General features: G+C 60.6%; 20 protein-coding genes and 1 pseudogene. 9 read left to right on the top strand and 12 right to left on the bottom strand.

Annotated elements, in window-relative coordinates:
* The first annotated feature begins 137 nt into the window (after positions 1-137).
* From EE36_RS09085 to EE36_RS09060, 6 genes are all read left to right on the top strand, one after another.
* Positions 138-1,133, top strand: coding sequence for a BMP family protein (locus EE36_RS09085; RefSeq protein WP_005851554.1), 996 nt, complete (start codon positions 138-140; stop codon positions 1,131-1,133).
* 2 nt (positions 1,134-1,135) lie between these two features.
* Positions 1,136-2,764: an ABC transporter ATP-binding protein gene (locus tag EE36_RS09080; protein ID WP_005851552.1), complete on the top strand. Its 1,629-nt coding sequence runs from the start codon at positions 1,136-1,138 to the stop codon at positions 2,762-2,764.
* Position 2,765: 1 nt separating this feature from the next.
* On the top strand, positions 2,766-3,896 hold the full coding sequence (locus tag EE36_RS09075) for an ABC transporter permease (RefSeq protein ID WP_005851551.1): 1,131 nt from the start codon (positions 2,766-2,768) through the stop codon (positions 3,894-3,896).
* Positions 3,896-4,864: an ABC transporter permease gene (locus tag EE36_RS09070; protein WP_005851549.1), complete on the top strand. Its 969-nt coding sequence runs from the start codon at positions 3,896-3,898 to the stop codon at positions 4,862-4,864. The genes EE36_RS09075 and EE36_RS09070 overlap by 1 nt, the downstream gene beginning before the upstream one ends.
* 79 nt (positions 4,865-4,943) lie before the next feature.
* Positions 4,944-5,852 carry a sulfite exporter TauE/SafE family protein gene (locus EE36_RS09065; RefSeq protein WP_005851548.1) on the top strand — a complete coding sequence of 303 codons (909 nt, stop codon included), beginning with the start codon at positions 4,944-4,946 and terminating at the stop codon, positions 5,850-5,852.
* Positions 5,849-6,619, top strand: coding sequence for a TIGR02186 family protein (locus tag EE36_RS09060; protein WP_005851546.1), 771 nt, complete (start codon positions 5,849-5,851; stop codon positions 6,617-6,619). Before EE36_RS09065 ends, EE36_RS09060 begins: the two co-directional genes overlap by 4 nt.
* Here the strand turns inward: EE36_RS09060 and EE36_RS09055 are convergent.
* The 3 genes from EE36_RS09055 to EE36_RS09045 form a co-directional block, all read right to left on the bottom strand.
* Positions 6,616-8,151, bottom strand: coding sequence for an ATP-dependent RecD-like DNA helicase (locus EE36_RS09055; protein WP_005851544.1), 1,536 nt, complete (start codon positions 8,149-8,151; stop codon positions 6,616-6,618). The genes EE36_RS09060 and EE36_RS09055 overlap by 4 nt on opposite strands.
* 178 nt (positions 8,152-8,329) lie before the next feature.
* Positions 8,330-9,610 carry a crotonyl-CoA carboxylase/reductase gene (ccrA, locus tag EE36_RS09050; protein WP_009826059.1) on the bottom strand — a complete coding sequence of 427 codons (1,281 nt, stop codon included), beginning with the start codon at positions 9,608-9,610 and terminating at the stop codon, positions 8,330-8,332.
* Positions 9,611-9,774: 164 nt separating this feature from the next.
* Positions 9,775-11,121 carry a 1-acyl-sn-glycerol-3-phosphate acyltransferase gene (locus tag EE36_RS09045; protein ID WP_005851540.1) on the bottom strand — a complete coding sequence of 449 codons (1,347 nt, stop codon included), beginning with the start codon at positions 11,119-11,121 and terminating at the stop codon, positions 9,775-9,777.
* A gap of 109 nt (positions 11,122-11,230) precedes the next feature.
* Here EE36_RS09045 and EE36_RS09040 point away from each other — a divergent pair, with 109 nt between their 5' ends.
* The 3 genes from EE36_RS09040 (at position 11,231) to deoD (ending at position 14,486) form a co-directional block, all read left to right on the top strand.
* A complete protein-coding gene (locus EE36_RS09040) occupies positions 11,231-13,294 on the top strand; it encodes a protein meaA (RefSeq protein WP_083776458.1) in 2,064 nt (687 codons plus the stop codon).
* Positions 13,295-13,378: 84 nt separating this feature from the next.
* On the top strand, positions 13,379-13,693 hold the full coding sequence (locus EE36_RS09035; protein ID WP_005851537.1) for an H-NS family nucleoid-associated regulatory protein: 315 nt from the start codon (positions 13,379-13,381) through the stop codon (positions 13,691-13,693).
* A gap of 82 nt (positions 13,694-13,775) precedes the next feature.
* On the top strand, positions 13,776-14,486 hold the full coding sequence (gene deoD, locus EE36_RS09030; RefSeq protein WP_005851536.1) for a purine-nucleoside phosphorylase: 711 nt from the start codon (positions 13,776-13,778) through the stop codon (positions 14,484-14,486).
* A gap of 81 nt (positions 14,487-14,567) precedes the next feature.
* On the opposite strand, the gene EE36_RS09025 is transcribed toward deoD, so the two are convergent.
* The 9 genes and pseudogenes from EE36_RS09025 to EE36_RS08985 form a co-directional block, all read right to left on the bottom strand.
* Positions 14,568-15,410: a DUF1989 domain-containing protein gene (locus EE36_RS09025; RefSeq protein ID WP_005851534.1), complete on the bottom strand. Its 843-nt coding sequence runs from the start codon at positions 15,408-15,410 to the stop codon at positions 14,568-14,570.
* 51 nt (positions 15,411-15,461) lie between these two features.
* The gene (locus tag EE36_RS09020) at positions 15,462-15,677 is read right to left on the bottom strand and encodes a hypothetical protein (RefSeq protein WP_005851533.1); all 216 of its coding nucleotides are present in this window, start codon (positions 15,675-15,677) and stop codon (positions 15,462-15,464) included.
* 61 nt (positions 15,678-15,738) lie between these two features.
* Positions 15,739-16,518, bottom strand: a complete 780-nt coding sequence (locus EE36_RS09015; protein WP_005851531.1) for a succinate dehydrogenase iron-sulfur subunit — start codon at positions 16,516-16,518, stop codon at positions 15,739-15,741.
* 53 nt (positions 16,519-16,571) lie between these two features.
* Entirely contained in the window at positions 16,572-17,387 is an 816-nt protein-coding gene (locus EE36_RS09010; RefSeq protein ID WP_005851530.1) for an FkbM family methyltransferase, read from the bottom strand.
* Positions 17,387-17,722, bottom strand: coding sequence for a hypothetical protein (locus tag EE36_RS09005; protein ID WP_005851528.1), 336 nt, complete (start codon positions 17,720-17,722; stop codon positions 17,387-17,389). Before EE36_RS09005 ends, EE36_RS09010 begins: the two co-directional genes overlap by 1 nt.
* 82 nt (positions 17,723-17,804) lie before the next feature.
* Complete coding sequence (gene sdhA, locus EE36_RS09000) at positions 17,805-19,610, bottom strand: succinate dehydrogenase flavoprotein subunit (RefSeq protein WP_005851527.1); 1,806 nt, start codon at positions 19,608-19,610, stop codon at positions 17,805-17,807.
* Between the two features lie 31 nt (positions 19,611-19,641).
* Positions 19,642-20,013 carry a succinate dehydrogenase, hydrophobic membrane anchor protein gene (gene sdhD / locus EE36_RS08995; protein ID WP_005851525.1) on the bottom strand — a complete coding sequence of 124 codons (372 nt, stop codon included), beginning with the start codon at positions 20,011-20,013 and terminating at the stop codon, positions 19,642-19,644.
* An 11-nt stretch (positions 20,014-20,024) separates the two neighbouring features.
* On the bottom strand, positions 20,025-20,408 hold the full coding sequence (gene sdhC, locus EE36_RS08990; protein WP_005851524.1) for a succinate dehydrogenase, cytochrome b556 subunit: 384 nt from the start codon (positions 20,406-20,408) through the stop codon (positions 20,025-20,027).
* Between the two features lie 435 nt (positions 20,409-20,843).
* Positions 20,844-21,374, bottom strand: a pseudogene (locus tag EE36_RS08985) (malate dehydrogenase); the annotation flags it as partial.

The following is a 21,374-nucleotide window of genomic DNA, read 5'->3' as shown; positions in this document are numbered from 1 at the left end:
TTGAGAATCCGGTTGACCCTACCCATGGGCTACGCAGTATCGTACATCTGATCGACGGAACCGGGCGCAAGCGCGGAACTGCGACCGGGCAAAGGCTTCGCGCTTGCGCCCCAACACAATAAACTGGGAGACACTCCATGACCCTTATGACCAAATTCCTCGGCGCTGCTGCGGCCACGGCTCTTAGTGCCGGTGCGGCTCTGGCCGAACCCGCCCTGATCTTCGACCTTGGCGGCAAATTCGACAAATCCTTCAACGAAGCCGCCTTTGCTGGCGCGCAACGCTGGGCCGAAGAGACCGGTGAAAGCTTCCGCGAGATCGAACTGCAGTCCGAAGCACAGCGTGAACAGGCGCTGCGCCGTTTCGCCGAAGCGGGCTCCAACCCTATCGTGATGACCGGCTTTGCCTTTGGTGATGCGCTTGGTCAAGTTGCGGGCGATTACCCTGATACCGATTTTGTCATCATCGACATGGTTGTCGACGCGCCCAACGTCCGTTCCGTTGTCTTCAACGAACACGAAGGGTCCTATCTGGTCGGTATGATGGCGGCGATGGCCTCTGAATCCAACACTGTCGGCTTTATCGGCGGCATGGACATCCCCCTGATCCGTAAATTCGCCTGCGGCTACGCCCAAGGTGTTCTGGCCGTGAACCCCGACGCGACCGTGATCTCGAACATGACAGGTTCGACCCCTGCCGCATGGAACGACCCCGTAAAAGGGTCCGAACTGACCAAAGCGCAGATCAGCCAGGGTGCTGATGTTGTCTATGCAGCCGCGGGCGGCACAGGCGTTGGCGTTCTGCAAACCGCAGCGGACGAAGACATCCTGTCGATCGGCGTGGACAGCAACCAGAACCACCTACACCCGGGCAAAGTCCTGACCTCGATGATCAAACGCGTGGACAACGCTGTGTTTGACGCGATGTCCGATGGCCCCGGCATGGAAAAAGGCTTTAACGTCATGGGCGTTGGCAACGAAGGCGTGGGCGTCGCGATTGACGAACACAACAAGGCACTGGTTACCGCGGAAATGCAGGCCGCTGTGGATGAAGCAGCAGCCAAGATCGCAGACGGGTCGCTTGAGGTACATGACTACATGTCCGACGACAGCTGCCCGAGCCTGAGCTTCTAAGCGTGAGCACTGCAACACATACGGAGCGGCAGGAAACTGCCGCTCCGGCGATCGAGCTGAAAGGCATCTCCAAGGCCTTTGGTCCGGTACAGGCCAATAAAGACATCTCTATCCGCGTCATGCCCGGCACGATCCATGGGATCATCGGGGAAAACGGCGCGGGCAAATCGACGCTGATGTCGATCCTTTACGGATTCTACAAAGCCGACAAAGGCGACATCTATATCGCCGGTAAAAAGACCGACATCCCTGACAGCCAGGCCGCGATTGCTGCAGGCATCGGGATGGTGTTCCAGCACTTCAAACTGGTTGAAAATTTCACGGTCCTGGAAAACATCATTCTGGGTGCCGAAGACGGGCGGCTGTTGAAGCCATCACTGGCCAAGGCGCGCAAATCGCTGATGAAGCTGGCCGATGACTACGGCCTGAAGGTGGACCCCGACGCGCTGGTGCAAGACATCGGCGTCGGCATGCAGCAACGGGTGGAAATCCTCAAGGCGCTGTATCGTCAGGCCGATATCCTCATTCTGGATGAGCCCACGGGCGTGCTGACCCCAGCCGAGGCGGACCAGCTGTTCCGCATCCTCGGGCGTCTGCGTTCCGAAGGGAAGACGATCATCCTGATCACCCACAAGCTGCGCGAGATCATGGAGACGACGGACACCGTATCGGTCATGCGCAGCGGCGAGATGACCGCCACAGTCAAGACCGCCGAAACCTCGCCCGCCGAACTGGCGGAGCTGATGGTCGGCCGCAAGGTGTTGCTGCGTGTCGACAAGAAACCCGCGGCCCCCGGCCCGGTCATTCTGGATGTCGAAGGGCTGCGCGTCGTTGATGACAAGGGCGTCGAGCGTCTGCGCGGCATCGATCTGCAAGTTCGCGCGGGCGAAATCCTTGGCGTTGCGGGGGTGGCCGGCAATGGTCAGTCCGAACTGCTTGAGGTTCTGGGCGGATACCAGATCGGCAAGGGCAGCGTGCGCGTCAATGGCACGGCACTGGACCTGACCGGCAACAAATCCGACGGCCAATCCCGCCGCAACCACGGCATCGCCCATGTCCCCGAAGACCGCCAGCGCGAAGGTCTGATCATGGACTATCAGGCGTGGGAAAACACCGCCTTCGGCTATCACAAAGACCCTGCCTACCGCAGCGGCATGTTGATGGATAACGCCGCGATCAAGGCCGACACCGTTGAAAAGATGGAACGTTTCGACGTGCGTCCGCCAAACCCCAAACTGGCGGCCAAGAACTTTTCCGGCGGGAACCAGCAAAAAATCGTTCTGGCGCGCGAGATCGAACGCAACCCCGACCTGCTGCTGATCGGCCAGCCGACCCGTGGCGTGGATATCGGCGCGATCGAATTCATCCACGAACAGATCGTCGCCCTGCGCGATCAGGGCAAGGCGATCCTGCTGGTCTCGGTCGAGCTGGAAGAGATTCTCGCACTCAGCGACCGGGTGGCTGTCATGTTCGACGGTCAGGTCATGGGTATCCGCGACGCCAGCCAGACCGATGAAAAGGAACTGGGCTTGCTGATGGCGGGCATCACCGATACCGATGCGCCCCATTCCATCGAAGAGATCGAAGACAATCTGGCCCATGCGGGCGGCGATCCGCATAAGGAAGTGTAACATGGACGTAATGCCAAAATGGGCCGAGGTCGTCCTCGTGCCTTTGATTTCGCTATTGCTGGCAGCGATCCTGTCGGCGCTGGTCATTCTGGGCATCGGGGAAGACCCCGTTGCGGCCGTCAAACTGATGGTGTCCGGCGCTTTGGGCAGCACCTATGGCTGGGGCTATACGCTGTATTACGCCACGAACTTCATGTTCACCGGCCTTTGCGTTGCCATCGCCTTTCACGCGCGGCTGTTCAATATCGGTGGTGAAGGCCAGGCGATGCTGGGCGGTTTGGGCGTGGCGCTGGCCTGTCTGTATATCCCGTGGCCCCATTGGTCGCTGGCCCTGATCGGTGCAGCTGCGATGGCTGCCGTGTTCGGTGCCGCCTGGGCCGCGATCCCCGCGTTTCTGCAAGCCAAACGGGGCAGCCATATCGTGATCACCACGATCATGTTCAACTTTATCGCGGCGGCGGTGCTGAACTATATTCTGGTTAATATGTTGCGCCCCCAAGGCAGCATGGACCCCGCAACGGCGCGCTTTCCTGACGCGACCAAGCTGCCGACGCTGCATGATATCCTTGCCCCGCTGGGGATCGAGTTTTCCAAGGCAGCGCCCGCCAATATCTCGCTTTTGGTGGCGGTTGCGGCCTGTATCTTCCTGTGGGTGCTGATCTGGCGCACGCGGCTGGGGTATGAGATCCGCGCCTATGGCCATTCGGAATCGGCTGCGAAATACGCCGGCATCTCTCCGGTCAAGATTACGATGATCGCGATGATCATCTCGGGTGGTTTGGCGGGCATGATGGCGATCAACAACGTCATGGGCGAAGCCGAACGGCTGGTGCTGAACGCCACGGAAGGCGCGGGCTTTATCGGGATCGCTGTGGCGCTAATGGGCCGCAGCCATCCTTTGGGCGTTTTCCTCGCCGCGATCCTGTTCGGGTTCCTCTATCAGGGTGGTGCTGAACTGGCGCTCTGGACCTCGATCCCGCGCGAGCTGATCGTCGTCATTCAGGCGCTGGTGATCCTCTTTACCGGAGCGCTGGACAACATGGTGCGTATGCCGCTCGAGAAAATCTTTCTGGCGCTGCGCGCCGCACGGGCCCCCAAGCCCGAACGCAAACCGGTGGAGCCTGCTGAATAATGGATTATATCACGCTCATCCAACTGTTCGACAGCACCGTGCGCCTTGCCACACCGCTGCTGCTGGCCTGCCTTGCCGGTCTGTTTTCCGAACGCGCCGGTATTTTTGACATCGGCCTTGATGGCAAGATGCTGGCGGCGGCGTTCTTTTCGGCGGCCGTGGCGTCGCTGACGGGGAATGTCTGGCTGGGGCTGCTGGCCGGCATCGCCGCGTCGATGGCGCTGAGCCTGCTGCACGGGCTTGCCTCTATCACCTTCCGCGGCAACCAGCTGATTTCCGGCGTCGCGATCAACTTTCTTGCCGCCGGTCTGACGGTGCTGATCGCGCAGGACTGGTTCCAGCAGGGCGGTCGCACGCCATCGCTGATCGGCGGGGCGCGGTTCAATCCGATCACCCTGCCCTTTGCCGATGACATTGCCCAGACCCCGATTATCGGCCCGCTCTATGCCGAGCTGATCTCGGGCCATTCGATCCTTGTCTACCTCGCCTTCCTCGCGGTCCCTGCGACATGGTGGCTGCTGTATCGGACACGCTTTGGCCTGCGTCTGCGCGCTGTGGGCGAAAACCCCGCGGCGGTGGATACCGCAGGGGTTTCCGTCATCGGGCTGCGCTATGCCGCGGTGCTGATCTGTGGCGTGCTTTGCGGTATTGCCGGTGCCTACCTCAGCACGGCGCTGCAGGCCGGCTTCATCAAGGATATGTCCGCAGGCCGTGGCTATATCGCGCTGGCGGCGCTGATCTTTGCCAAGTGGCGCCCGTGGTACGCGCTGTGGGCCACGCTGCTGTTCGGCCTGTTCGGCGCGCTGGAAACCCGCCCCGACGTGATCGAGGCATTGGTGAACTTCAAGGTTCAGGGCCAATTGCTGGCCGCCCTGCCCTATGTGATGACCGTGATCATCCTCGCGGGCTTTGTCGGCAAGGCGATCCCGCCCCGTGCCGGCGGCGAGCCCTACGTCAAAGAGCGTTAACGCTCCCCGCGCCGTCGCAAATTGCGGCGGCGCAGCATCCACGATTGATTTCAACCTTTGGATCGGTCTAACTGCTTCTATGCAAATTTACCTGCCCATTGCCGAGCTGTCGGTCAACGCGTTCCTCCTTTTGGGGTTGGGCGGTATCGTGGGCGTTTTATCCGGCATGTTCGGCGTCGGGGGCGGATTTCTGATCACACCGCTGTTGTTCTTTATCGGCATCCCCCCTGCGGTCGCTGTGGCCACAGGCGCGAACCAGATCGTTGCCTCCTCCTTCTCGGCGCTGCTGGTGCATCTGAAACGCAAGACGGTGGATCTGCGCATGGGCAGCGTGCTGCTGGCGGGCGGGCTGGTCGGGGCCGCGGCCGGCGTCACCATCTTCAACTACCTCAAATCGCTGGGTCAGGTCGATCTGCTGGTCAACCTGTGCTATGTCGTTTTCCTTGGCATCATCGGTGGGCTGATGCTGATTGAATCGCTGAACGCGATGTACAAGACCCGCAGCGGCAAACGCCCCCCGCGCAAGAAACACACGTGGATCCAGAAGCTGCCGTTCAAGATGCGCTTTCGGGTCACGGGGCTTTATATCTCGGTCATCCCACCGCTGCTGGTCGGGGCGTTTGTTGGGCTTTTGGCCGCGATCATGGGCGTGGGCGGCGGCTTTATCATGGTGCCGGCGATGATCTATCTGCTGGGGATGCCGACCAAGGTGGTTGTCGGGACCTCGCTGTTCCAGATCATCTTTGTCGCCGCGTTTACCACGATGCTACACGCCACCACCAACTATACCGTCGACATCGTACTGGCCGTGCTGCTGCTGATCGGCGGGGTGATCGGCGCGCAGTTCGGGACCAGCCTTGGCACCAAGCTCAAGGCGGAACAGCTGCGGATCCTGCTTGCGCTTCTGGTGCTGGTCGTCTGCGGCAAGCTGGCGCTGGAACTGTTGCTGCAGCCGGCAGAGCTTTATTCCGTCGGGTTCACATCATGATCCGTCTGCGTGCCCTTTTGGTGGCAGCGCTGGCCTGCCTGTCTTTCTCCGCCACCGCGGATGAGGCGATTGTGCTGGGCCTGAACCAAAGCGAAGTCTCTATCTCCACCAATTTCAACGGGTCCGAGATCATCATCTTCGGGGCCGTCAAACGCGAGACCCCGATCCCCGAAGGCCCCGAGCTTGAGGTCGTGGTGACCGTGTCCGGCCCGTCGGCCCCGGTCACGGTGCGGCGCAAGGAAAAGACCTTTGGCATCTGGGTGAACACCGCCGCCGTAGAGGTCGACCGCGCCCCCAGCTTCTATGCCGTCGCCACCAGTGGCCCCTTGCAGGACGTGCTGAACCGCACCGAGGACCTGCGCTATAAAATCTCTGTCCCGCGGGCGATCCGGTCGGTCGGTGCGCCGATGAATATCGAGGATTCCGCCGCCTTCTCGGACGCGCTTGTGCGCATCCGCAGCAAGGCGAACCAGTATCAACTGGACGAGGAAGGCGTGACCGTGGACGAACAGACCCTGTTCCGCGCGACGGTGCAGCTGCCCGCGTCCTTGATCGAAGGCGATTACAACACCCGCATTTTCCTGACCCGCGGCGGGTCCGTCGTGGCGCAATACGGGACGTTGATCGACGTGCGCAAGGTCGGGCTGGAACGCTGGCTTTTCAACCTGTCGCGCGAAAATGCGCTGGTCTACGGGCTGCTATCGCTGGCGATTGCCATCGCGGCGGGCTGGGGGGCCTCTAGCCTTTTTGCGGCGCTGCGCCGCTAGGCGGGATCATCCGTCTGTGTCTCAAGGCTCAGCGGGGCAGCAGGGGCCGCGCGCAGATCATCCACCCGCAGCATTCCGGAAGGTTTTGACAGGCGGTTGCGCACGACCCAGATTAACCGCTCTTGCGCGCGGGTGATCGCCACATAGGCCAGCCGCTTCCACAGCGGCTGCCCCGCCTCTGACCGGCCCATCCGCGCCGCTGCATAAAGGTCGGGCGCAAAGACCTGCACCGTGTCCCACTGGCTGCCCTGCGCCTTATGGATCGTCACCGCCGCCCCGTGCAAAAACGTCGCCCCCATGCGCGCGGCAAAGGGGATAAAGGGTTCTTCCTCGTCCGGTTTTTCGATCTTCACGATCGACGCGGCAGAGATTTGCGGGTCTTCCGCGCCCATCACATGCAGGCGGCTAAAGCCCGGTTTGCGCCCTGCCCCCAGATAAACGACCTGCGCGCCCTTGATCAGGCCGCGCGCTTCAAGGTCGAGCCGTTTCTTGCGGTGTTTCAGCGGCAGCTCGATCCCGTCGCAGATCAGCGGCTCCCCCTCCAGCAGCGCGTCTTCGGGTGCGCCATAGACCGACCGGAACGCGTTGATCAGTCGGATGCGCGTGGCATTGCGCCAGACCAGCACAGGCGACCGCGCCATCAAATCCACTTCTACCCGCTGGCCCCAGACGACACGGTCGTCCTTCTTTGACGCGTCTTCGACCATACGCTCGAACTGTTCAAAGCTCAGGTCAGGGTCGGCAAGCGCATGGGCCAGATCAAGGATCGGGTTATCGGCCTGCTGCCGGTGAATTCGGTTAAGGTTCAGCACCCGTTCCTTGGGCAGCTTTTCAAACACCATCGTGCCCGACTGGCCCACCGGGGCCAACTGCGCCGGATCGCCAAACAGCAGCAACGTCGGGAAGATCTCTTTCAAATCCTCGAACTGTTTGTCGTCCAGCATCGAACTTTCATCGACAAACCCGATATCCAGCGGTTCCTCGCGACGCTTCCATCCGGTGATGAAATCGCTGCCGCGCAGACCCGCAGCGGCCAAGGCACCGGGAATGGATTTGTTGTTCTCGTAGAACGCGAAGGCGCGATCCAGCGAGACTTCGTTCATCCCCTCGATCACCGGGCGTTCACCGCTGCCCGCCAGCCATTCCGCGATGCGTTCGTATTCGGGGTCATAGACCGGCGTATAGAGGATGCGGTGGATCGTCGTCGCGGGCACGCCACGCAGCCGCAGGACCGATGCCGCCTTGTTGGTGGGTGCCAGAATGGCAAGGGTGCGCTTGTCTTTCTTCTTGCGCTCGTAATCGCCCGAAACGATGTCGACGCCGGCATTTTCCAGCGCCTTGTACAGTTCTGCCAGCAGCAGTGTTTTGCCCGACCCCGCCTTGCCGGTCACCGCCAGCACTTGGTCCGCCCCGCCCGCAGGGGGCATCAGCAGATTGTCATCCAGATCGATGCCCGCATGGCGCAACATCTCGGTCACGCTGTCAAAGGCAGCCGCCTGATCGGCGGAATAGGTAAGGGCAGGTACTGTCATGGCGCGACCCTAATTCAGCGCGGCACCGGGGGCCAGATGGCATCGCCGCTATTCGCGCAATCAGCCCGTGCCAAACCGCCGCGTGATGCCGGATACGACAACACCCGCGCACCGATGGATTGGTGCGCGGGTGTCTGGTCAGCCGGTTGTCAGCACCCCCTGAACGGGGGCCACCGACTTATTTTTTCGCGTCCAGCGCGTCTTCGAGCGTGCGCAGGCCGGTCTTGGGCGATTGCACCAGTACCGACATGTTGCCCGGCTTATGCTCGTTCGCCATCATCTTCATGTGCGCGTCGGGCAGATCGGCCCAGGTGAACACTTCGGACATGCACGGATCAAGACGGCGCTCCACCATCAGTTTGTTGGCGGCGGACGCCTGCTTGAGGTGGGCAAAGTGGCTGCCCTGCAAACGCTTCTGGTGCATCCACATATAGCGCACGTCGAACGTCAGGTTGAAACCCGAAGTCCCCGCGCAGATTACGACCATGCCGCCCTTTTTGCAGACAAAGGTGGACACTGGGAACGTCGCCTCGCCGGGGTGTTCAAACACCATGTCGACGTTCACGCCCTTGCCTGTGATCTCCCAGATCGCGGCACCGAACTTGCGCGCCTCTTTGAACCAAGCCGCATATTCGGGCGTGTTCACTGTGGGCATCTGGCCCCAGCAGTTGAAGTCCTTCCGGTTCAGAACGCCCTTGGCGCCCAGATCCATGACAAAGTCACGCTTGGATTCATCCGAGATCACGCCAATCGCATTCGCGCCAGCGGTGTTGATCAGCTGGATCGCATAGGACCCCAGACCGCCCGAGGCGCCCCAGACCAGCACGTTCTGGCCTGGTTTCAGGTCATGAGGCTCGTGGCCGAACAGCATCCGGTAGGCCGTGGCCAGCGTCAGCGTGTAGCAAGCGGCCTCTTCCCATGTCAGGTGCTTGGGGCGAGGCATCAGCTGCTGCGCCTGCACGTTGGTGAACTGGGCGAAGGATCCGTCGGGGGTCTCGTAGCCCCAGATACGCTGGCTGGGGGAATACATCGGATCGCCGCCGTTGCACTCTTCGTCGTCGCCGTCATCCTGGTTGCAGTGGATCACGACTTCGTCGCCGACCTTCCAGCGTTTTACCTTGTCGCCAACCGCCCAGACGATGCCCGACGCGTCAGAGCCCGCAATGTGGAAGGGCTGCTTGTGGCCGTCGAAGGGGCTGATGGGTTTGCCCAAGGCAGCCCAGACACCGTTATAGTTCACACCCGCCGCCATCACGAGGACAAGCACCTCGTGACTGTCGAGCGTCGGCACGTCCACGACCTCTTCGAGCATCGCGGTATTGGGGTTCCCGTGGCGTTCCTTGCGGATGGTCCATGCGTACATCTGCTTTGGAACGTAGCCCATCGGCGGGATTTCCCCGATCTCGTAAAGGTCTTTTTCCGGTGCGTCGTATTGCGCGATATTCGTGTCCAAGGCCATGTCGGTCTCCACAGTCAGAATAGGTTTGTGCCGCAGTGCAGAATCGCGGCGTCTACTGGTGGAATATGACCCTTCGCGCAACAATGCAACACCATTTGACCTGTAATTGTAATTTTATGACTTTGCAGTCGCAGCAATTTCGGCAGGAGTTTTGCTTGTGTGACCTATCTGTCAAAGAAATGGGCGATAGAGTTGGCGTAGAAGCGCAAGGCAGGGCGTTGCCCGTCCGCAGGAGCATAGCCACGATCCGACGCCGTGATCATCCCGCGCTGCACCAGATGATCGCGTGCTCTAGCGACATTGGCGGCGAAGTCCTGCGCCACAACCGTAGCCTCGTCAGAGGCCCGCGCGGCCATGCCTTGCATTTCCTGTTCCAGCGCGACGCCATCCAGCGGCTTTTCCGCCAGCAACAGCACCCGCGCCAGCAAGGGCACGAACAACAGTGGCATCTCGTGTTCGATCCGCCCCATCAGATCCTGCGCCAGCCCGTCCACATTCGGCGCGTCGCCATAGTCGCGCAAATGTACCGGCGTGCCAAACACGACCACAGCCTCGCCGAAGCGCAGGAATTTGCCGCGCAGACGCAGCCAGATCTTGCGAACAATGAATTTCAAAATGACCGAGATTTGCGCATCGAACCGGCGGGTGCCTGCCTCGTCCGCAGCAATCAACACGCGGTCTTCCAGCACACGGTCATAGTTGATTGCCACCGGTACAAAGACGACATCGCGATCTTTCAACTCGGCCTCAAGCACATAGCCAAGCAGCCCCATCTTGGGCGGCATCAACTTGCCGTTCAGGCTCAGCCCGCCCTCGGGGAAGATCGCCTGGGTCACCCCGCCTTCGGTCGCCATCTGCACATAGCGGGCCAAGACCTTGCGATACAGCGCGCCGCGCGACTTGCGCCGGATGAAATACGCCCCCATCGACCGAATCAACCGGCTGAGCGGCCAGACACGCGCCCATTCCCCCACAGCATAGCTGAGCGCCGACGCCTCCCCCGCGAGGTAGGTCACCAGCACGTAGTCCATGTTGCTGCGGTGGTTCATCACAAAGATGACCGTGGCCTCTGACGGGATACCTTCGATCACCGCGTCGTTGCGCGATCCGGTGCGCACATCATACAGCGCATTCGCCAGAAACCGCGCCAGCCGGATGCCAAAGCTGAAATAGGCAAAGGCGCTAAAACTCGGGACGATCTCGCGGGCATAGCGGCGCGCCTGTTCGGAGGCGACGTTTTCGGGGATACCTTCGGCGCGCGCGTGATCCACAATCGCCTGACTGATCTGCGGGTCATAGATCAGCCGCTGGATCATATCGTGCCGCCGCGCCAGCTTGAACGGTTCAATCGGGCGGGTCAGCCGCGTGTTCAGCTGTGCGACAGCTTTCTCCAGCCGTCTGCGAAAGAACCACCGAACCGAGGGCAACAGGAAATGGCTGAGCGCGGTCACAGCCGCGAACAGCAGGATCACCGCAAAAAGCCAGACGGGAAGTTCAATCGTTTGCGTCATCGCCCAACCCTTGCAGGACCCGCGCTGTCTGGGCAACATAAAACAGTCAACCACACATAGGGCACCCCTAGGCAAGGCACGCGCGACCGTAACGCAGCGGCTTTCGCCCATGCCGCAATGCAGCGAATTGACAGCGCCTGATTATTTCACGTATCAATCGACCAGCGCAAGAATATTACCCATTCGATTCACGAAAGGCCGCCCCATGTCGCAACCGCAAAAAGACCGCCCCTGGCTGATCCGCACCTACGCCGGACACTCCACCGCCGAGGCATCCAATGCGCTGTATCGCGCGAACCTTTTGAAAGGGCAGACCGGCCTGTCGGTCGCCTTCGACCTGCCCACCCAGACCGGATATGACAGCGATCACATCCTGTCGCGCGGCGAAGTCGGCAAAGTGGGCGTGCCCGTGGCGCATCTGGGTGATATGCGCAGCCTGTTCAAGGATATCCCGCTTGAACAGATGAACACCTCGATGACGATCAACGCCACGGCGCCGTGGCTGCTGGCGCTGTATATTGCTGTGGCCGAGGAACAGGGCGCGGATGTGTCCAAGCTGCAAGGCACCGTGCAGAACGACCTGATCAAGGAATACCTGTCGCGTGGCACCTATATCTGCCCGCCTGCCCCGTCTCTCAAGATGATCGCGGATGTGGCCGAATATTGCTATACCAACGTGCCCAAGTGGAACCCGATGAACGTCTGTTCCTACCACCTGCAAGAGGCCGGTGCTACGCCCGAGCAAGAGCTGGCCTTTGCCCTTGCCACCGCCACCGCCGTATTGGACGCCCTGCGCCCCCGCGTCCCCGAAGAGGACTTCCCCATGCTGGTGGGGCGGATCTCTTTCTTTGTGAACGCGGGCATCCGCTTTGTCACCGAGATGTGCAAGATGCGCGCCTTTGGCGACCTATGGGACGAAATCTGCCGCGACCGCTATGGCGTTGAAGACCCGAAATATCGCCGCTTCCGCTATGGGGTGCAGGTGAACTCCCTCGGGCTGACCGAACAGCAGCCCGAAAATAACGTCTACCGCATCCTGATCGAGATGCTTGCGGTGACCCTGTCAAAGAACGCCCGCGCCCGCGCCGTGCAGCTGCCCGCGTGGAACGAAGCGCTTGGCTTGCCACGCCCGTGGGACCAGCAATGGTCGATGCGGATGCAGCAGATCATGGCCTACGAGACCGACCTGCTGGAGTTTGACGACCTGTTCGATGGCAACCCCGCCGTGGACCGCAAGGTCGAAGCGCTGAAAGAGGGCGCACGGGCTGAACTGGCGAACCTTGACGATATGGGCGGCGCGATTTCGGCGATTGACTATATGAAGTCCCGTCTGGTCGAAAGCAACGCCGACCGTCTGGGCCGGATCGAGGCCGGCGAAACCATCGTCGTGGGCGTGAATAAATGGCAACAGGGCGAACCCTCGCCGCTGATGACGGGCGATGGCGGCATCATGGTCGTGGACCCGGCAGTCGAGGCCGACCAGATCAACCGTTTAAACGCGTGGCGCGACAGCCGCGACCAGGCCGCCGTGGACAAGGCGCTGGCCGATCTGCGCGCCGCCGCTGCCGAAGGCCGCAATGTAATGGAGCCGTCGATCGCCGCGGCCAAGGCCGGGGTTACCACCGGCGAATGGGCCGAACAGATGCGCAGCGTGCACGGCGAATACCGTGGGCCAACGGGTGTCGCATCAAGCCGGTCAAACAAGACCGAGGGGCTGGACGACCTGCGCGACGCCGTGGATGCCGTCAGTACCCGTCTGGGCCGCCGGCTGAGCTTCCTTGTCGGGAAACCGGGTCTGGACGGCCATTCGAACGGGGCCGAACAGATCGCCGTGCGCGCCCGCGATTGCGGCATGGAAATTGTCTATGAGGGTATTCGCCTGACGCCGTCGGAAATTGTTTCCGCCGCCGCCGAAGGAGAACATCACGTTGTTGGGCTTTCGATTCTTTCGGGATCGCATATTCCATTGGTCGAGGATTTAATGAAACAAATGCGCGCCGCCGGATTGGATCACATTCCCGTAATCGTGGGTGGTATTATTCCAGAAGAAGACGCCAAAAGATTGCGCGCTATGGGAGTCGCCCGCGTTTACACGCCAAAAGACTTTGAATTGAATACAATTATGGCAGACATCGTCACACTCGCCGATCCCGAAACTGTAGCCGCCGAATAAAAGCGGCCAATTCAAAAACTCTTTGTTTGTTCATTCTTTTGGCGTAAAGCATTAATTGGCTTTTCGACAAAGGAATGAGCGAGAATGAGTATTGATCTAAGCACAATGTCCCACAAACAGCTGGAACAGCATTTGGAAGACGTGAAGATGGCGATTAAAAACGCATATGAACGCGACCGCGTAGAAGCCCGCAAAGCCGCTGAAAAAGCAGCCGCCGAATACGGGTTCTCGCTGGATGAAGTATCCGGCGGTGCGAAAAAGGGCAAAGCCGCGAAAGCTGCCGCGAAATACGCCAACCCCGAAGACCCCAGCCAGACATGGACCGGCAAGGGCCGCCAACCCAACTGGTTCCGCGACCTGATCGCGAGCGGCACCGATCCGGAAACGTTGGAACTGTAAATCAGCCTGACATGCGCACCGCGCGCGGTTATTGCGTCCCCTCGGCGCATCCTCTTGGCTTTGGAAATATAAAGAGCATCCTATGACAATTCATATTGGCGCAAAACCCGGCGATATTGCCGAAACAGTCCTTATGCCCGGCGACCCGTATCGCGCGAAATGGGCTGCTGAAACATTCCTTAAAGATGCAAAGCTTGTAAATGAAGTGCGCGGCATGCTGGGTTTCACCGGCACATGGAATGGTAACCGCGTCACTATTCAAGGCTCTGGCATGGGGATGCCCTCGCTGTCGATTTATGCCAATGAATTGATTTCCGAATACAACGCGCAAACCCTTATTCGGATTGGATCTTGTGGCGGGATGCAGCCGCAGGTTGGTATTCGCGATGTCATTATTGCCATGACCGCCACGACAATTACCTCGCCTTCTTCCGGTATCTTCCGCGAGATGAATTACGCCCCCTGCGCCGATTGGTCCCTGCTGCGTGCTGCCGTGGACGCGGCAGAGGCGAAAGGCACGAAAACCCATGTCGGCGGGATCTATTCTTCGGATGTCTTTTATGCCGAACGCCCCGATCTGGACGAGCAGATGACCCGCCACGGTATTCTGGGTGTCGAGATGGAAGCGGCAGAGCTTTATACCCTCGCCGCGCGTCACAAACGCCGTGCGCTGGCGGTGCTGACGGTCAGCGACCACCTGCAAACCGGCGAAGCGCTGCCCGCGGAAGAGCGCGAGAAATCCTTTGGCGATATGGTAGAAATCGCGCTACAGGCGGCTTTCCCCAACAGCTGATGCGCGATGATCCCCCGGCGGACGCTCCGCGGGGGATTTATATCCATTTGGAAGGTTTGGCCGGGCGCTATCCCCGATCCCTTAGCCCCCGTGGCTGCGGTCGTAGCCGTTGGGGGACGGGCTTTGCCACCCCTCAAGCGCGCCTTTGGCGGGGGCGAACACCTCTACCAGCAGCGGATAGCAGGCGGCAACGTCCGAGGAATGTTTGGCAGAACAATCCCCTCCCGGACAGGCGCTGAGCGCGCCGAGCAGGTCGATCTCGGCGAAAAACTCAAGGTAGTCGCCGGGGCGCACGGGGCTGGCCTTCATGAAATACTGGCCGGTGTCGCGGGTAAAGCCGGTGCACATAAAGACGTTCAGCACGTCATGCACAAAAGGCTCTGCTTCGGCGTAGGATATGCCCTGATGATCCGCCAAGGCCCGGATCAGGTTGGAGTGGCAGCAATGGTGGTATTGCCCGCCCGACAACAGCTGGTTGGTATAGGGATCGCAGCGCGTGCCGATCACATCATGTACCGAGCCGCCGAAGGCATCCATGCCGTACCAGTCGAGCGTATCATGGGTCAGCGTCGCCATAGGGCGCAGCGTGGGAAAGCTGCTCCACATGCGCTGTCCGGTGGTGATATGCGTGCCATGAAGCGCGCGGGTTTTGCCGGAGTAGAACCGTTCGGACAGATCGTCTCGCGCCCAGAGGTTCAGGTCACCGACCTGTGGCCCCTCGACCGAGGTAATCCGAAAGAAATGCCCCGCAGGCACGGTAAAGCAGCTTGCGTCACGAGGGGCGACGGTGACCTCGTCCACTTTGGTCAGCGTTTCGCGCGCGCGTCCGTAAAGCGCCATGTCAGGCACGGGCAGCGTTTCGACGGGATAGCAGATCACGGGCGCAACAGCGCGGCGGGCGTCGGCATCATGGGGCGATGTCATAGCGGAAACTCCTGACGGTTGGGTCCGATCCTGAGGCCATCGCGCACGGCGTCAGAGAGGCCGGCCGCCGACATTTGCCTTGCAGTCGCGGGGGGCCGATTGGGTGGCGGTATAGGCCTCTGCTCCGCAGGCGACACAGTGGTAGAACTGCAGGCTGCCTTTGTCGCGGGTACTGTCCTTGCGCCAGCGGCATCCACGCACCGCTTTATCACGGTAGGCAAAATAGGCGACGATCGCAAAAGCGATGGCAAAGGCAATCAGGATCATAGGGGGCAAGTGTCACGCCCCCCGCGCCATAGGGCCGCGGGAGGCGCAGGTTGCGATGGGATCAAACGGTGCGTTCGACCATCATCTTCTTGATATTGGCGATGGCTGCGGCAGGGTTCAGGCCCTTGGGGCAGGTCTTGGCGCAGTTCATGATGGTGTGGCAGCGGTACAGTTTGAACGGGTCTTCCAGATCGTCCAGACGTTCACCTGTGGCTTCATCGCGGCTGTCGATGATCCAGCGGTAGGCATGCAGCAACGCGGCTGGCCCGAGGTAGCGGTCGCCGTTCCACCAGTAGCTGGGGCAGGATGTCGAGCAGCAGGCGCACATGATGCACTCATAAAGCCCGTCAAGCTTGGCACGATCGTCGATCGACTGTTTCCATTCTTTCGCGGGCTCTGCCGTCTTGGTTTCAAGCCACGGCTGGATGGAGGCGTGCTGCGCGTAGAAATGCGTAAGATCGGGGATCAGATCCTTGACCACGGGCATGTGTGGCAGCGGATAGATCTTCACCGCGCCTTTCACCTCGTCCACGCCATAGGTACAGGCCAGCGTGTTGATCCCGTCGATGTTCATCGCGCAGGACCCGCAGATGCCTTCGCGGCAGGACCGGCGGAAGGTCAGGGTCGGGTCGATCTCGTTCTTGATCTTGATCAGCGCGTCCAGAATCATCGGGCCGCAGGTGTCCATATCGACGAAATACGTGTCGATGGCCGGGTTCTTGCCGTCATCCGGATTCCAGCGATAGACCTGAAACTGCCGCAGGTTCTTGGCACCTTCGGGTTTGGGCCATGTTTTACCGGTCGTCATCCGGGAGTTCTTGGGGAGCGTGAGTTGAACCATATCGCTTCTCCTGGTCTGTCGGGCAGTTGCCCAGTTCGTTACAATTCTGGCGCTTACGTCTTTCGGATGTAAAGCGCATTTCCCTCGGCGCGCAGGGTTTGACGGTACCCGGCGGCCAGTATCTCTGCACAAAGGTCGCCGTCCCACTGATCCGCATGGCGGACCTCTATCAAGATCGCATCCGGCAGCCAGCCGCCGGATTTGCCCTGCGCGAGGATGGGGTTCAGCACGACCTCCTCGGCCCCTTCGACATCGATCTTGAGGATCGTGCCGTCATGGTGCCGTGCGGCGTGTGTAAAGGCGGACAGGGGCCGTGTGGGCACCAGCACGCCGCCGTTTTGTTGCTTGCCCTCGATCGGGAGCAGCGATGCCTGACCGTAGTTGTGCCCGCGGAAGTTCAGCATCGCCTCGCCCTCGCGGTCGGACAGCGCGCAGCCTTCGATACGCACGCGGTCGGTCAGATTGTTCAGCGCGATGTTCATGCCAAGCCGGCCAATCATCAGCGGGTTGGGTTCGAATGCCACAACGCGCGACCCGTCGCCCGCGGCCATCGCCAGCGGGATCGAGTAGGCCCCGCAGTTGGCACCGATGTCAAAGACCAGCATGTTGCGGTCTTCCACCAGTTCGACCAAAGCCACCAGCGATTTGATCTCGGGCGGGTATTCGTTCAGCCAAAGGCAGGTTTCGGTATAGTTATCGCGCGGGTCCACCACCATGCGGATGTCAGCGAACTCCACCTCAGTGGGGCCAAGCTGCGACTTGATGCGGGTGCGTTCGCTGGTGTCCCCGTCACGGAATTGCGCGCGCAGATCGGCCATATGGCCTGCATCCTTGCCCTGCGTATCCGGCGTGACGTTCGGGTGACCCATTAGCCCAGCAACCCCGGGACGCTGCCAGCGGAACGCGACAGGCATTGCACGGTTTCGGGGCGTGACAGTACCGCGCGCACGGTGGCGACGGTGGTGTCATCCACGCCGATCACGGCGGATTTGGCGAAAACGCGCACCTGAGCCGCATCGGCATTGTCGACGATACAATCGGTGAAGGGCGTGATCAGCTGCTTGGGCACCTGCGGAAAGCGCGTGGCAAGGGTTTCGGTGATGACCCCCTTGGTGCCTTCGCGGGCGATGCTGTCGACCTGCTGCGTTGCTTGCGCACAAGCGGACGCGGCCAAAATCATGGTCATAGCGATAAACTGTTTCATGTCGCCTGCCCTCCGCCTGCAGGACGAGGGCATGGCCCCCGGTTTGGTCCCCTGCCCCCAAAAGCGGAGGCAGGGTTTCAGATCAATACACCCGTGCTTTGGGTGCGATCTTTTTCATGTCGATCCCGCCTTCGGATTCCTCGGTCAGCGGATCAAGGTGCACACCACGATAGCTGAGCGTTGCCGCGTTCCCGTCGAAATACGCGAGGCTGTGCTTGCGCCAGTTCTCGTCATCGCGATCAGGGTAATCTTCGTGGGCATGCGCCCCGCGGCTTTCCTTGCGGGCAGCAGCGGCGGTGATGGTGGCCACGGCGTTCGGCATCAGGTTGGTCAGCTCAAGCGTTTCCATCAGGTCAGAGTTCCAGACCAGCGATGTGTCTGTCACGTGCAGGTCAGCGATCTTGCCGGCGACTTCGTCCATCTTGACCTTGCCTTCGTTCAGCGTCTTGTCGGTACGGAAAACCGCAGCATCGGCCTGCATGGTTTTCTGCATCTCAAGGCGCAGCTCGGCGGTCGGGATCTGGCCCTTGGCATAGCGCAGGCTGTCGAAGCGTTCAAAGGCGGCATCGACCGATTTCTGGTTCGGCGTTGGCACGGGTGCCTCTGCGTCGACGACCTCTTTCGCGCGGATCGCGGCGGCACGGCCAAAGACCACAAGATCGATCAGAGAGTTCGAGCCCAAGCGGTTCGCCCCGTGTACCGAGGCACAGCCCGCTTCGCCCACGGCCATCAGGCCCGGTGCCACGCGGTCCGGCGCGTCTTCGGTCGGTGCCAGCACTTCGCCCCAATAGTTGGTGGGGATACCGCCCATGTTGTAGTGTACGGTCGGCAGAACCGGGATCGGTTCCTTGGTCAGGTCCACCCCTGCAAAGATGCGCGCGGATTCAGAGATACCGGGCAGACGCAGATCAAGCGTTTCCTTGGGCAGGTGGTTCAGGTGCAGGTGGATGTGGTCCTTGTTCTCGCCCACGCCGCGGCCTTCACGGATTTCCATCGTCATACAGCGCGAAACAACGTCACGGCTGGCAAGGTCTTTGTAGGTCGGGGCATACCGCTCCATAAAGCGTTCGCCTTCGGAGTTGGTCAGATACCCGCCTTCGCCACGCGCGCCTTCGGTGATCAGACAGCCCGCGCCATAGATGCCGGTGGGGTGGAATTGCACGAATTCCATATCCTGCAAGGGCAGGCCCGCACGCGCCGCCATACCGCCGCCGTCTCCGGTGCAGGTATGCGCCGATGTCGCCGAGAAATAGGCACGGCCATAGCCACCTGTCGCCAGAACAACCATCTTGGCGCTGAACAGGTGCATGGTGCCGTCGTCCAGCTTCCAGCACAGCACACCCTGACACACGCCATCATCCGACATGATCAGATCAATGGCGAAATACTCGATGTAGAATTCCGCGTTATGCTTCAGCGACTGACCGTAAAGCGTGTGCAGGATAGCGTGGCCGGTCCGGTCGGCGGCGGCACAGGTCCGCTGCACGGGGGGGCCTTCGCCGAATTCGGTGGTGTGGCCGCCGAAGGGACGCTGGTAGATTTTGCCCGCTTCGGTCCGCGAGAAAGGCACGCCGTAGTGCTCAAGCTCGTACACCGCTTTTGGGGCTTCGCGAGCGAGGTATTCCATCGCATCGGTGTCACCCAGCCAGTCAGAGCCCTTGACCGTGTCATACATATGCCACTGCCAGTTATCGGGGCCCATGTTGGACAGCGACGCCGCGATACCGCCCTGCGCCGCAACCGTGTGCGAACGGGTCGGGAAAACTTTGGTCACGCAGGCTGTTTTCAGCCCTTGCTCTGCCATGCCAAGTGTCGCACGCAGGCCAGCGCCGCCAGCCCCCACGACAACGACATCATATTCATGCGTTTCATATTCATATGCAGCCATGTCTCGGTCTCCGGTATAGCGTAGGCGTGTGTTAAAGCGCGATGCGGGCGATGGCGAAAACGCCAACCGCGGCCGCACCATAGCTGAGGCAGGTCATCAGGATGATCGCAACTTTCTGCGACAGCCCGTGGACGTAATCCTCGATCAGCACTTGGACACCGTCGTTAAAATGTTTGAAGCCAACGATCAGCGTCAGGGCGGCGACGATCGCGGGGAAAGGCCTGCTGTAGTAGGCGATGATCTCTTCGTAGGTGCCCCCAAGGGCGGCCCCGAAGGTAAAGACGAAAAGCGGGATCAGGATCAGCAGCGCAACAGAGCTGACTTTCATCGCCCAGAAATGTGCGGTGCCCGATTTGGCCGAGCCCATGCCCATAGCGCGTTTGCGGTCTGTCAAATAAGCCATGTGTCTATCCCTCAGATGATCAGCGCGGTGATGATGGTCAATACGACTGAACCGATCAGCGCGGCCCAGCCCAGCTTTTCAGCCGTCGGGATATCCAGCGCATAGCCGTTGTCCCAGATCAGGTGCCGGATACCAGCCAGCGTGTGGTACCACAGCCCCAGCAGCGACAGGAACATGACCAGATCACCGAACCAGCTGGTGATGAAACCGTTCGCGATATCGAAATACTCCGCCGACGTTGCCGCCGCGAGGAACCACCAGACAATCAGCAGCGCGGCGACCAGCATCGCGTTACCGGTGATGCGCGTCAGGATCGACGTCATGGAGGTCAGTTGCGGGCGATAGATCGTCAGGTGGGGTGACAGCGGGCGGTTGCCCCGGTTCACATCTGCCATGATGGATTCCTTTTCTCGTCAGGTTGCGGTCATAGATAACGGTATTTTTGGGACTGTCACGTCCAGAGGCGTGAATTTGAAGCGGTTTATTGGCGCAGTTGCCCAAACCCTTCGGTTAGCGCCGGACATTTCTGCAATTTGTGATCACTAATTTTCCAGCTGTGATCACAAGCGCTAAAGCCAACCAAATTCATCGGGCTTTTCGGCGACGGTTTGGGCGAAAACTCAGCCCCAAGCGTGCGTTTACGCGCCACATGATACGCATGTCTCCAACTTGCGACGTAGCAGATTTGGCTACCTGCGGAGACTGATCTGAGCGGGGGGGAACAAGCGGCTTTGGCATCACCCCGCGGGATCGTCCAATAGCAAAGTGCAGGTGCAGCGGGCGGGGTTTACCGTGATCTCGACCACACCCGCCCGCTGCGCCTTAGGGCATTACTTCAGCGATTCATCGATGCCTTTGCACGCATCGACCAAGCCTTTTACGGCGTTCACAGAGTTGTCGAACATGGACTGTTCGTCCTTGTTCATCGCAATCTCGACTACACGCTCAACGCCACCAGCACCGATCACGGTGGGCACGCCGACGTAGAAGCCGTCCAGACCATAGGCACCGTCAACATAGGCGGCGCATGGCAGAACGCGTTTTTGGTCTTTCAGATAGGCTTCGGCCATTTCGATTGCCGATGTCGCAGGCGCGTAGAACGCCGAACCGGTTTTCAACAGGCCAACGATTTCGGCACCGCCATCACGGGTCCGCTGAACGATCGCGTCCAGCTTATCCTGTGTGGTCCAGCCCATTTTCACCAGATCAGGCAATGGGATACCCGCAACGGTGGAATAGCGCGTCAGGGGCACCATTGTATCGCCGTGGCCGCCCAGAACGAAGGCAGTGACGTCTTTCATGGAGACATTGAATTCAGTCGCGAGGAAGTGACGGAAGCGTGCCGAATCAAGCACACCGGC

The organism is Sulfitobacter sp. EE-36 (genome assembly GCF_000152605.1).
Lineage (GTDB): Bacteria > Pseudomonadota > Alphaproteobacteria > Rhodobacterales > Rhodobacteraceae > Sulfitobacter > Sulfitobacter pontiacus.
This window is presented reverse-complemented; position numbering and strand designations above follow the sequence as displayed.